Below are 11600 nucleotides of genomic sequence, written 5' to 3' on the forward strand. Positions count from 1 at the left end.
CCTGTCCGGAGCGGAAGGAACGATGTGGCAGAAGTTGCTGTACATGGCCGTGGCGATTCCGGCGATCCCTTACCGCCGACTGATTGCACGCCAACCGGTGCAGCCTCTTGCGGCTGCGGCCTAATTGCAGTACTTGAACGAGGAAAGGTGAGCATAAGGTACGTCGCTTGATCGGTGTGGGTTAGCATGAACGAGGACATCGGAAAAATTCGAGTTCAAGCGGCAACGAGGACCCAGGCCTTTTTATATTTCCGGTGCCTTGCTCCGCTCCCTACTTCTTTCGGTCGGTTTCACATCACCTAAATGCTCTGCTTTCTCCAAAGAACGTCTCATGACCTCGAACCGATCTGCTTCTCCATAAGGCACGATCCAAAAAATAATAGATCCATTCGATGGTTCTGAATCGCGTAACAACAGGTATTTTCGTGCCTCATTTTGATCCGTTATTTACTTTAACGTGCCTAAAGTATATTTTCGGTTCCTGTTTTTCTGTACCTGATCCAACGGGATAATCGTGCAAGGCTCCTGAAAAGCGAGTATCACATGTCTTGCCACGATCGGCTGGCGGCTTGACTGTCCAGCACTAGAAGGGGATTCGAATTTCTCAGAACCCAGTAGCTACAAAGATTTAAGTGGATTTGGGCTCTGCGAAAGTTGAGTTAATGCGAAATTTGCGGGATAAGAGAAAAAAATACAGCGGCAGTCACGGACATTTATTTCTCGTCCGTGACTGCCGCTGCTTCGATTTTGGCGGTTATTGTTTTAACCACGTATTTGCCAGGAGCATGGCCCCTTTGGCCGCATTCGTCTCTGCCAGAGCGTTCAGCATGACGAAATCATGAATGATATGTTGGAAGCGGGCAGAGGTTACGGGTACACCGGCTTCAAGAAGCTTGTGCGCGTATGCCTCTCCTTCATCCCGTAAAACATCCGCTTCAGCGGTAATAATCAAGGCTTGTGGCAATCCTTCCAGTTGTTCCTTGGATGCTCTTAATGGAGAAGCCGTGATCTGATTGCGTTCAGCGGCATCGGTTGTATATTGGTCCCAAAACCACTGCATTCCATCCCTGCGCAGAAAATATCCTGTTTGAAACTGGTGGTAGGATTCCGTATCAAAGGCAGCATCGGTTACCGGGTAAAAGAGCAACTGTTTATGTATAACAGGCCCTTTGCGTTCCTTGACAAGCAAGGTAATGGCCGCAGCCATATTTCCGCCCACACTGTCGCCGGCGATATAAAGGCGGTTCAAGTCAAAACCTTCATTCTTGGCATTAAACTCAATCCATTGCAATACAGTATAGATCTCTTCAATAGCCGTAGGATATTTGGCTTCCGGTGACAGACTATAGTCCGGAAAGACAACAGCAGCTTCAGAGCCTGTGGCGAGCTCACGGACAAGCCGGTCATGTGTATGAGCATTGCCAAAAACCCAGCCCGCTCCATGGATGTATAGAATGACTGGCAGATCCCCGGTTGCGTTCACGGGACGAAGAATGCGTACAGGCACGCTGCCAGTCGGTCCGCCTTCAACCTTGATATCCTGGATATCCGCCGGTTGTTTAAATACATCACCGGATTGGACTTCATTCACAGCTTTACGACCTTCCTCTGGACCAAGGTCAAAGAGATAAGGAGGATTCGCAGTGTCTTCAACAAATTTCTGGGCAGCCGGTTCCAATACAACTTTTTTTGTCATTCTTCATCAATCTCCTTTAGTTTATTGAGGTTAGATTGTGAGCAGCGATTCATGTCCCAATTATAACCTATTGATTATTATAAATCAATTAAATTGTATAAAATTAAATTATATAAAATATAAAATCCGATTTAGGGTGTCAATAGAAACAAGGAGAAGTTTAGTATGTCCTAAGTTGAAAGGATGATGCAGAAGACTATAAGTCTGTGAACAAACCATTTATGGGATTGAAAAGGATTTACAACACGTGGGTTGACTACTATAATGAAAGTTATTAAAAGAGCTGGGCGACTTAGGTGTGCATAAAGCGATTAAAGGATGATTTTTTCCTTTAATCGCTTTTTTCGTAAGTTCAGTATTCATTGGAGGTAATCGTTTGAAAACTAGGTTGTTTGATTTACTTATGCTGCTTGTCGGGGCGTTTCTGTTTGCTCTGGCGGTTAATCTGTTTATCATTCCGAACGACTTCGGAGAGGGCGGTGTGACCGGGATTTCCATCATTTTATTTTATCTCCTCAACTGGTCCCCGGCACTCGTCAGCATCGTCATAAACGGCATATTGTTGCTGATTGGAAATAAACTGCTGGATAAGAAAACAACGGTGTATACGATCATCGCAGTCGGTTTCAACGCCTTGTTCCTGCACCTGACCGAGCATTGGAAGATTTCATCGAGCGAGCCTTTTATTAATGCGATTTTTGCAGGGCTGCTGGCCGGTGTGGGCATCGGGCTTATTGTCCGGGTGGGGGGCACTACGGCGGGTACAGCCATACTTGCCCGGCTGGCTAACAAATACTGGGACTGGAACGTCAGCTATGCCCTGTTGTTCTTCGATCTGATCGTGGCTGGACTCTCCGTGTTCGTCATCGGGATCGAGAAGGTCATGATCACGGTTGTCATTTTATATGTCGGAACAAAAGCGATGGATTTTATTATTGAGGGATTGAATCCCAAAAAAGCGGTCACGATTATATCCGCCCACCACGACCAGATCGCAGCACAGGTAACCAAAATAATGGACAGGGGCGTAACGGTGCTGAGCGGGTACGGTTATTACACCGGACAGTCGAAGGATGTACTGTACATTGTAACCAGCAAGCAGGAAGTGTCGATGCTTAAGAAAATTGTGCGCGCTGAGGATAAGAATGCCTTTGTCACCATACATGACGTACGCGATGTTTTCGGCGAGGGGTTTATTGATATTTCCAAATAGTCGGGCAAATGGCTGAAATAAGATAGCGGCAGTTCGGGACTTTTCTTCGTCCATGACTGCCGCTATTTCCATTGTAGAGGTAGTTCAAAAAGTCATCTTTTAATCACGAAGGAAGTCAGGAAGCAGACTCGACATCGAATCTTGAATTCAGCCGGGACTTCCGGTGCTCACGTACCCCAAGTACGCTCCGCTCCTCAGTCCCTAGCTTCATTCAACCTTCTCGGTGCTGAAAACCTGACTTTTTGAACACGAACTTATAGTAACCGCTGAATGAGGAGCTTGGTTTATTTATCCGGCAGACGATATACGGCAAAGGGCTCGCTGTGCACAAACCGGCTGCTCACTTCATTCAGCCTGCTATCAGTCTCAGCATCGTAAGACAGGGACATGCTCTGCAGGCTATCCTGTAGCTGCTCGACCCGGGTGGCGCCAACAATAACGGTGGAGACCGCAGGCCGGTTCTTCAGCCAGGCCAAAGACAGGGCGGTCGGACTGGAACCCAGTTCATTCGCAATACGTCCTACTTCTTCACCGAGCTGGATCCGGTCATCCGTAAGGAATCTGGAAAAAGTGGGATCGGTATCTGCTCTCGATCCGGCCGGTGTCTGATTTCCGGCATATTTTCCGGTCAAAATGCCGCCTGCCAACGGGAAATACGGAATGATACCGATGCCTTGATCCAGGCAGAGAGGAACCAGCTCTTTTTCCGGTGTACGGTCGGCCAGGGAGTAACTGCATTGTAGCGAGATGTATGCGGCAAACCGCTGCCGTTCGCTAACGCTCAGCGCCTTCATCAATTCCCATGCCGCATAGTTGGATGACCCGATGTAGCGGATTTTGCCAGCAGAGATCATATCGTCCAGGGTGCGGAGCGTTTCTTCCAGCGGGGTAGACGGATCGAAAGTATGTATCTGGTACAGATCAACGTAATCCGTCTGCAGCCGGCGGAGGCTGTCTTCCAGCTCCTGCTGCAGATGGTAACGGGAGGAGCCGCTTTGATTGGGTCCTTGTCCTCTGGGAAGCCCCGCTTTGGTGGCAAGCACGGCCTGCTGCCGTTTTCCTTGCAGCGCCACGCCGATGATTCTCTCGGATTCCGTACCCGCGTAAATGTTGGCCGTGTCGATGAAATTAATGCCGCTGTCGAGGGCGTGATGGATAATCCGGATCGAGGTCTGTTCGTCGGCGCGCTTGCCAAACGCATTTGTCCCGAGTCCGAGTGTGGATACTTGCAGCCCGCTGCTGCCAAGGCGGCGGAAGTTCATGGTCTTCACTCCTTCTGTTGATTATCAATAAGATAATATACATTATCTCAAATGCAATAGGTTCTACGCAAAGACATCGATTACGACCCAGCTTGAAATCTATACATAAAAGATATATAGTATGTTTAGAAAAGCTAATCATAGTAAGGATGAGAAACATGGCATACTCTACAGCTTTATCGCAGGGAATTTCGATATTACTCTTTATTCACGCTATGGCGGAGGAACGCTGCTATAGTTATTTATCTACGAAGGTCATTTCAGAGCAATTGAATATTCCTGTTCCGACAACGGCAAAGGTTATCCGCAACCTGAATAGCGCCCAACTGACCATCGCCAAAGAAGGAGCTAAAGGCGGAATAATGCTGGCAAGACCGTTATCGGAGATTACATTTTTTGATGTGTTTCTTGCAGTAGAGCCTGGAAAAGCTTTGTTCAAAATCCATACAGATGTGAACCTTCAAGGACAGCAGGTTGACGAGGTTAAACAAAAAATCGTTGATCATCTGTCTGCAGCCGAGCTTGCCATGCAAGAATCTCTAAAGGAAATGAAGTTAACCGATTTATTGGAATAAGGATGGGTTAACTTTTTTTTGGACAAAACTATATATAATTTATATATAGAATATATTGTTTAGATTGAGAAAGGGGTATGTCTATGAGCTTTGATAATCACTTTGTAGAGGCAGCCAATGGCGTTAAAATTCCGCAATTAGGCTTCGGGGTTTACAAAATCACGAAAAAGGAAGAGTTTGAACGGGCGATTGGTGAAGCGATTCGTATAGGATACCGTCATTTTGATACAGCAAAAATTTATGGAAATGAAGCGGTATTGGGGCAGGAGATTCAAAAAAGCGGAATCCCGCGTGAACAATTTTTCATCACCTCCAAAGTCTGGAATACGGATCATGGATATAAAGCGACCCAAAAAGCTTTTGAACAAACGATAAAAAGGCTGAACGTAGACTACCTTGACATGTATTTGATTCATTTTGCCTCGCCTCATTATATAGAAACCTGGAAAGCCATGGAGGAATTATATGTGGAGGGGAAAATTAAAGTCATCGGGGTTGCGAATTTTGAAATCCGGCATCTTGAACATTTAATGAAGCACTCCGAAATTCCGCCAATGATAAATCAGATTGAGACCCATCCGGAATTTCCGCAAAATGCTTTACATGCGTATCTGAATGAGCATCAAATTCTGCACGAGGCCTGGGCGCCGCTGGGGCAGGGGAATAAAGCTCTGTTTGAACACCCGGAATTGCAGCGAATCGCCCGTAGTCATAACAAAACGGTGGCTCAGGTTATTTTACGATGGCATTTGGAGCGGGGAATCCTTATTATACCCAAGTCATCCAACCCGAGAAGAATTAAAGAAAACAGTGAAATATTTGATTTCAAGCTCAGCGGAGATGAAATGGAGATGATCAGCCGGCTCAATTCAGGCAAAAGGTATGCGATCAACCCGACGGGTTATATCGTTAATCCAATCTATAATGGGCTGATGAAGCTGTTTATAAGGTAGAATCAATGCCAAAGAGGCTCGCGATAGCTTATATCAGCTATATGCGGGCCTTTTGAATGCACGCTCAGCATCGCCGCCATTTATACAGTAAAAGTCCGAAATGGAACTGGCTAAGTCAAGACACTATAATAAGCACTTGATTTCTGAAATAACTCTTCAGGTTCCAGGTCAAATCCTGTACCCGCCGTATGTGTTGCGAATTTGCGTAAGGATGCGGGCTCCGGATATCCCTCATTCTCCTTCCAATTCGCCTCGGCTTCCATCCGGGCACTGAGGTCCAGCAGAGCGGTTTGGGTCATATCCGCCTTGTTTCCTCCCCATAAAATCCGGTGCAGTCTTGTGGTGATAAGTGCTTCTTGAAGGGTCATTCCCTTCAAACTGTGCAGGAAAGATGCCCATTTGACAATATCGAAGCTGCTGTCGTTCACGGACATCACACATTCCCCCCAGCCCGTGCAGGAGCCACAGTTGATCTGCAGCAACCCGTAACGGCAACTCCTCAAAGTTCCTTTTCCCGCCTGGTAACAGGTGCCGATATCAAACTCGAATAGCTGAATCCCTGTAATACGTGCCTCGGTCATGAAGCTCCCTTTTATGCTCATCAAGGGTTGAAGCCGATAGGATAACTTGTAATCCTCCATGTTTCATTTCCTTTCTTTCAGGTCTCGGACGCTTACGAGGTTAGCTGTCGGGTTCGGGCTGAGATTGGCCCTACATGAATTTCGATTCATGATTCACCCCAAGGCTGGTTAAGCCGTTCCGGTTCCCCCGCTTCCCGTGTACAGGAATTCAGCGATTACGGCACTGCGTGTATCTTTCCATTGAACTGAAAAACATAATAGTCCTGATAGTTGAGGATGTAAAGCAGGCTTTTTTCATTTTTACACTTTTTTTACGCCCCCTGCTGAGATCTTAACCCCATTTTTATACCGAACCGTATTATCATTGGCTCTGTGCCGAGGGTAGATGGCTTGTTTCTATCCCGAGAATGAGATCCTGTCACAGGAGGCAACCTATATGAACATTTGAAAACAGAATTGGCGCACTGGCAGCAAGCAGAGCCATCAAGGCGCCGATGTGCGGTCTAATTACAGTGGAAGGTTGTGAAAATATGCTGGATATCGTAATGGTAGTATCTTTGATTCTTTTAGCTTTAATGATGGTTGGCTTGCTGGCCTGGGCTGGCAAAGTTGCGGATGAAGGAAGTGAACGCTCATGATGTGGCTGCTTGGCATCGTTGTTCTTCTGGTCGGCGTGTACCTTACTTACGTGCTGCTGAATCCGGAAAAATTTTAATGTGGTTATAGAGGAAGGAGTTCAAACGTTATGTTTGCTGTACTGTCTATCGGGGTGACGCTGCTGCTGGTTCTGCTGCTGGCACGTCCGGCCGGTCTTTATTTGGCTAAGGTATTTAACTATGAGCCGTCCGGACTGGATAAATGGTTCGGGTGGATCGAGAAGCCGATCTTTGCGCTTGGCGGCATCCGCCGGGACCATCAGTCCTGGAAGCAATACGCCTTGTCTGTTGTGCTTAGCAATTTGGTGATGATTGCTTTGGTATATTTAATATTCCGGGTACAAAGGTTTCTGCCGCTGAACCCGTCCGGCATTGATAATATGGAGCCGACGCTTGCCTTTAACACGGCGATAAGCTTTATGACCAATACGGATCTCCAGCATTACAGCGGGGAGAGTGGCCTTTCCTATTTCTCGCAAATGATAGCCATCGTATTTATGATGTTTATGTCCCCCGCTACGGGGCTTGCGGTGGGCATCGCCGTGATCAGAGGACTTGCGGGCAAGCCTCTTGGCAACTTCTTTGTGGACCTGGTCCGCGCGATCACTCGTATCTATTTGCCCATTGCCTTTGTTGCGGCATTAATTTTTATCGCGCTTGGTGTGCCGCAGACGCTGGATGTTACAGCTGTAGCGCATACAATTGGCGGAGAGGTACAGGAGATTGCACGCGGTCCGATAGGATCGTTCCTGTCCATAAAGCAATTGGGAAATAACGGCGGCGGATATGTCGGAGTCAACTCGGCCCATCCGTTCGAGAACCCGGACGCTATCAGCAACATGCTGCAGATCTTGCTCATGATGCTGCTCGTTACGGCCTTGCCCTTTACGTATGGCAAAATGGTTGGCAACGCCAAGCAGGGGCGTGTTCTGTTCGTGTCGATGGCGATGCTCTTCATCGTTATGCTGGGCATTTCCCTGAGCGCGGAGAGTGCGGGCAATCCTGCCCTGAACGCCATGGGAATCCAGCATGAACAAGGCAGTATGGAAGGCAAAGAGGTCCGCTTCGGCGTGGCGCAATCCTCCCTGTATTCCGTGGTCACCACCGCATCCGAGACGGGTGCTGTCAATACGATGCATGACACGCTGACGCCGATTGCCGGATTGATCACGCTTGCGAATATGATGCTGAACACGGTGTTTGGCGGTGTGGGTGTAGGTCTCGTCAACGTATTGATGTACGCAATGATCGGTGTGTTTTTGTCTGGTCTGATGGTCGGGCGAACGCCTGAATTTCTCGGCAAGAAGATCGAAGGGCGGGAGATGAAGCTGATCGCGGTTACGATGCTGATTCACCCGTTGCTGATCCTGGCGCCGACAGCGCTGGCCCTGTATACAAATCCGGATACGATCTCGAATCCCGGGTTCCACGGGCTGACACAGGCCTTGTATGAATTCACGTCCGCAGCCGCGAATAATGGCTCCGGCTTTGAAGGACTTGGCGATAACACGCCTTTCTGGAATATTGCGACAGGTATTGTTATGTTCCTGGGACGCTATTTTTCGATGATGACGATGCTGGCGGTTGTAGGCTCGTTGGCTGCCAAAAAGCCTGTACCGGAAACATCAGGCACGTTCCGGACCGATAATGCGTTGTTCGCCGGGGTGTTCCTGGGCTCGGTGCTGATTGTGGGGGCTTTAACCTTCTTCCCGGTGATTGTGCTCGGACCGGTTGCGGAATTTTTGACACTGAAGCCTTAACCAAAGAAAGTAACGGAGGAAGCTCGCCATGAAACAAAAAAAATCGATGATGAGCCCTGAGCTTATTCAGAAGGCCATCAAGGAATCATTCCTGAAGCTGGACCCGCGTGTCATGATCCGCAATCCGATCATGTTCGTTGTTGAAATAGGATTTATCATTACGCTTTTACTGATATTCGTACCGGATCTGTTTGGTGGAACGGCATCATGGGGATATAATCTGGCGGTTGCATTAATTCTGCTGTTCACGGTACTGTTCGCCAACTTCGCTGAAGCGCTTGCCGAAGGGCGGGGCAAAGCGCAGGCGGATACACTGAAGAAGACAAAGCAGGATATTCAAGCCAACAAAATGACAGGGCCAGATGTGGTCAAGGTCGTGTCCTCTTCGGAGCTGCGTAAAGGGGATATTGTCATCGTCGCCCAAGGAGAAATGATTCCCGGGGACGGCGAGGTGATTGAAGGGCTTGCTTCGGTAGACGAATCGGCGATTACCGGGGAATCGGCGCCAGTCATTAAGGAAGCAGGCGGCGATTTCAGCTCAGTCACTGGCGGCACGCGTGTCGTGAGTGACCAGATCAAAGTGCGCATTACCAGCGATCCCGGCGAGTCATTTCTCGACCGCATGATTGCGCTCGTGGAAGGCGCAAAGCGTCAGAAAACACCTAATGAAATTGCGCTGAGCACCGTGTTGACCAGCCTGACACTTATTTTTCTGATCGTAGTTGTAACCTTGCCGTTCTTCGGGGCATATTTAAATGTTTCTTTGGAAATTCCGATGCTCATCGCGCTTCTCGTATGCTTGATCCCGACGACCATTGGTGGATTGCTGTCTGCCATCGGTATTGCCGGCATGGACCGTGTAACCCAGTTCAATGTGCTGGCGATGTCAGGGAAAGCGGTCGAGGCGGCTGGAGATATCAACACGATCATCCTTGACAAGACCGGAACGATCACATTCGGGAACCGGATGGCGAGTGAATTTGTCCCTGTCGGGGGGCATAAGGAAAGCGAAACGGCCGAGTGGGCCGCTATCAGCTCGCTCAAGGATGAGACGCCAGAGGGACGATCCGTGCTGGAACTGATGAAAAAGTTAGGGTTTGCGTATGATGTATCTCTTGGGGATGGAGCCGAGTTTCTCGAATTCCGGGCGGAGACTCGCATGAGCGGTATGGATTTGCAGGATGGACGCCAGGTGCGCAAGGGCGCGGTCGATGCCGTGAAGAAATGGGTCACCGCACAAGGCGGGAAGCTTCCCAAGGATCTGGACCAGCACAGCGACCGCATTGCGAAGGCCGGGGGCACTCCGCTGGCCGTGGCGGTTGATCAGGAGATTTTCGGACTCATCTATTTGAAGGATACCGTGAAGCCAGGCATGAAGGATCGGTTTGAGCAAATGCGGCAAATGGGGATTAAAACGATTATGTGTACAGGTGATAATCCTCTGACCGCAGCGACAATTGCGCTTGAGGCCGGGGTCGATGATTTTATCGCAGAAAGCAAGCCTGAGGACAAAATTGCCGTCATTCGCAAGGAACAGGCCGAAGGCAAGCTGGTGGCGATGACGGGCGACGGTACCAATGACGCGCCTGCCCTGGCGCAGGCGGATGTAGGGATTGCGATGAACAGCGGTACGGTAGCGGCCAAGGAAGCGGCGAATATGGTGGATCTGGATTCCGATCCGTCCAAAATTATTGAAGTGGTGTCGATCGGCAAGCAGCTGCTGATGACACGTGGAGCACTGACTACCTTCAGTATTGCGAACGATATAGCCAAATATTTTGCGATTATTCCCGCGCTGTTCATGGTGGCTATCCCGCAAATGGATGTGTTGAATATTATGCGGCTGGGTTCGCCAAGCTCGGCGATTTTGTCGGCGCTGATTTTTAACGCGATCATTATTCCACTGCTTATCCCGCTGGCGATGAAGGGTGTGGCGTATAAGCCAATGTCCTCGTCGCAACTGCTGCAGCGTAACTTGTTCATTTACGGCTTGGGCGGCGTGATTGTGCCATTCGTTGGTATTAAGCTGATCGATCTGGTTGTCCATCTGTGGGTGTAATAGAGGTAGTTCAAAAAGTCATCTTTTGATCACGAGGTAAATCAGGAAGCAGGCTCGACATCGAATCTTGAATTCAGCCGGGACTTCCGGTGCTCACGTACACAAAACGTACGCTCCGCTCCTCAGTCCCTAGCTTCATCCAACCTTCTCGGTGCTGAAAACCTGACTTTTTGAACGCACACTAAATAGAAAGGGCGGTTATGAAAATGAAAATAATTGTGAGCAGCCTGCGTTTAAGCCTGGTGTTCATGGTGGTCTGCGGGCTTCTATATAATCTGGTGGTGACAGGCATTGCCCAAGCGGTGATGCCCAAGCAGGCGGACGGCAGTCTGTTATATGATGATCAGAACAACGTTATTGGCTCGGAGCTGATCGGGCAGAATTTTTCGAACCCCAAGTTTTTCCAGGGGCGTGTGTCTTCTATTGATTATAATGCGGCAGGCTCGGGCAGCGGCAACTATGCCCCTTCCAACCCGGATATGCTGGCCCGTACGGAGGAATCGGTGGAGGCGTGGAAAAAGGACAATCCGGACGTACCGGTCAGCGAGCTGCCGATTGACCTGATCACCAACTCCGGTTCCGGCCTTGATCCGCACATTAGTCCGGAAGCGGCAAAGGCGCAAATTCCAAGAATTAGCAGCTTGACGGGGATTCCGGCAGAAAAGCTGAATGAGCTTGTGACGGACAATACGTCCGGCAGAGAGCTGGGCTTCCTGGGAGAGCCGGTAGTGAATGTGCTGAAATTAAACTTGGCTTTACAAGAACAAATGCAATGAAGGTCACCCCGCTCAGGAGATTTTGCTGGGCGGGGTCATGGTTTTTATGCGGAGCTTTATCATTTTGGA

General features: G+C 49.0%; 10 protein-coding genes and 1 riboswitch. Of the genes, 7 read left to right on the top strand and 3 right to left on the bottom strand.

Annotated elements, in window-relative coordinates:
• Window positions 1-754 precede the first annotated feature (754 nt).
• Entirely contained in the window at window positions 755-1696 is a 942-nt protein-coding gene (locus tag ACE41H_RS17290) for an alpha/beta hydrolase (RefSeq protein ID WP_375356739.1), read from the bottom strand.
• Between the two features lie 403 nt (window positions 1697-2099).
• Here ACE41H_RS17290 and ACE41H_RS17295 point away from each other — a divergent pair, with 403 nt between their 5' ends.
• A complete protein-coding gene (locus tag ACE41H_RS17295) occupies window positions 2100-2909 on the top strand; it encodes a YitT family protein (RefSeq protein ID WP_375356845.1) in 810 nt (269 codons plus the stop codon).
• 284 nt (window positions 2910-3193) lie between these two features.
• Here ACE41H_RS17295 and ACE41H_RS17300 read toward each other — a convergent pair whose 3' ends face one another.
• Window positions 3194-4171, bottom strand: coding sequence for an aldo/keto reductase (locus tag ACE41H_RS17300; RefSeq protein ID WP_375356740.1), 978 nt, complete (start codon window positions 4169-4171; stop codon window positions 3194-3196).
• Between the two features lie 158 nt (window positions 4172-4329).
• Between ACE41H_RS17300 and ACE41H_RS17305 the strand changes: the two genes are divergently transcribed.
• Both ACE41H_RS17305 and ACE41H_RS17310 read left to right on the top strand, forming a co-directional pair.
• Window positions 4330-4746, top strand: a complete 417-nt coding sequence (locus tag ACE41H_RS17305; protein WP_375356742.1) for an RrF2 family transcriptional regulator — start codon at window positions 4330-4332, stop codon at window positions 4744-4746.
• 83 nt (window positions 4747-4829) lie between these two features.
• Window positions 4830-5699 (top strand): aldo/keto reductase, encoded by an 870-nt coding sequence (locus ACE41H_RS17310; RefSeq protein WP_375356744.1) that lies wholly within the window; start codon window positions 4830-4832, stop codon window positions 5697-5699.
• Window positions 5700-5809: 110 nt separating this feature from the next.
• Here ACE41H_RS17310 and ACE41H_RS17315 read toward each other — a convergent pair whose 3' ends face one another.
• Window positions 5810-6340 carry a hypothetical protein gene (locus ACE41H_RS17315; RefSeq protein WP_375356745.1) on the bottom strand — a complete coding sequence of 177 codons (531 nt, stop codon included), beginning with the start codon at window positions 6338-6340 and terminating at the stop codon, window positions 5810-5812.
• A 14-nt stretch (window positions 6341-6354) separates the two neighbouring features.
• A riboswitch (cyclic di-AMP (ydaO/yuaA leader) is annotated at window positions 6355-6504 on the bottom strand.
• Window positions 6505-6917: 413 nt separating this feature from the next.
• Between ACE41H_RS17315 and kdpF the strand changes: the two genes are divergently transcribed.
• From kdpF to kdpC, 4 genes are all read left to right on the top strand, one after another.
• Window positions 6918-6995, top strand: a complete 78-nt coding sequence (gene kdpF / locus ACE41H_RS17320; RefSeq protein WP_375356846.1) for a K(+)-transporting ATPase subunit F — start codon at window positions 6918-6920, stop codon at window positions 6993-6995.
• A 30-nt stretch (window positions 6996-7025) separates the two neighbouring features.
• Window positions 7026-8696 (top strand): potassium-transporting ATPase subunit KdpA, encoded by a 1671-nt coding sequence (gene kdpA / locus ACE41H_RS17325; RefSeq protein WP_375356746.1) that lies wholly within the window; start codon window positions 7026-7028, stop codon window positions 8694-8696.
• A gap of 28 nt (window positions 8697-8724) precedes the next feature.
• Entirely contained in the window at window positions 8725-10755 is a 2031-nt protein-coding gene (kdpB, locus tag ACE41H_RS17330; RefSeq protein ID WP_375356748.1) for a potassium-transporting ATPase subunit KdpB, read from the top strand.
• A gap of 206 nt (window positions 10756-10961) precedes the next feature.
• The gene (gene kdpC / locus ACE41H_RS17335; protein WP_375356749.1) at window positions 10962-11531 is read left to right on the top strand and encodes a potassium-transporting ATPase subunit KdpC; all 570 of its coding nucleotides are present in this window, start codon (window positions 10962-10964) and stop codon (window positions 11529-11531) included.
• Window positions 11532-11600 lie beyond the last annotated feature (69 nt).

The sequence above is a fragment of the Paenibacillus enshidis genome (assembly GCF_042136365.1).
Lineage (GTDB): Bacteria > Bacillota > Bacilli > Paenibacillales > Paenibacillaceae > Paenibacillus > Paenibacillus enshidis.

Bases quoted from the DNA above. Each gene is read 5' to 3' on its own strand.
- ACE41H_RS17290 (WP_375356739.1), bottom strand. From the start codon at position 1,696: ATGACAAAAAAAGTTGTATTGGAACCGGCTGCCCAGAAATTTGTTGAA.
- kdpC (WP_375356749.1), top strand. From the start codon at position 10,962: ATGAAAATAATTGTGAGCAGCCTGCGTTTAAGCCTGGTGTTCATGGTG.
- ACE41H_RS17305 (WP_375356742.1), top strand. From the start codon at position 4,330: ATGGCATACTCTACAGCTTTATCGCAGGGAATTTCGATATTACTCTTT.
- ACE41H_RS17295 (WP_375356845.1), top strand. From the start codon at position 2,100: ATGCTGCTTGTCGGGGCGTTTCTGTTTGCTCTGGCGGTTAATCTGTTT.
- kdpB (WP_375356748.1), top strand. From the start codon at position 8,725: ATGAAACAAAAAAAATCGATGATGAGCCCTGAGCTTATTCAGAAGGCC.
- ACE41H_RS17315 (WP_375356745.1), bottom strand. From the start codon at position 6,340: ATGGAGGATTACAAGTTATCCTATCGGCTTCAACCCTTGATGAGCATA.
- kdpA (WP_375356746.1), top strand. From the start codon at position 7,026: ATGTTTGCTGTACTGTCTATCGGGGTGACGCTGCTGCTGGTTCTGCTG.
- kdpF (WP_375356846.1), top strand. From the start codon at position 6,918: ATGTGGCTGCTTGGCATCGTTGTTCTTCTGGTCGGCGTGTACCTTACT.
- ACE41H_RS17310 (WP_375356744.1), top strand. From the start codon at position 4,830: ATGAGCTTTGATAATCACTTTGTAGAGGCAGCCAATGGCGTTAAAATT.
- ACE41H_RS17300 (WP_375356740.1), bottom strand. From the start codon at position 4,171: ATGAACTTCCGCCGCCTTGGCAGCAGCGGGCTGCAAGTATCCACACTC.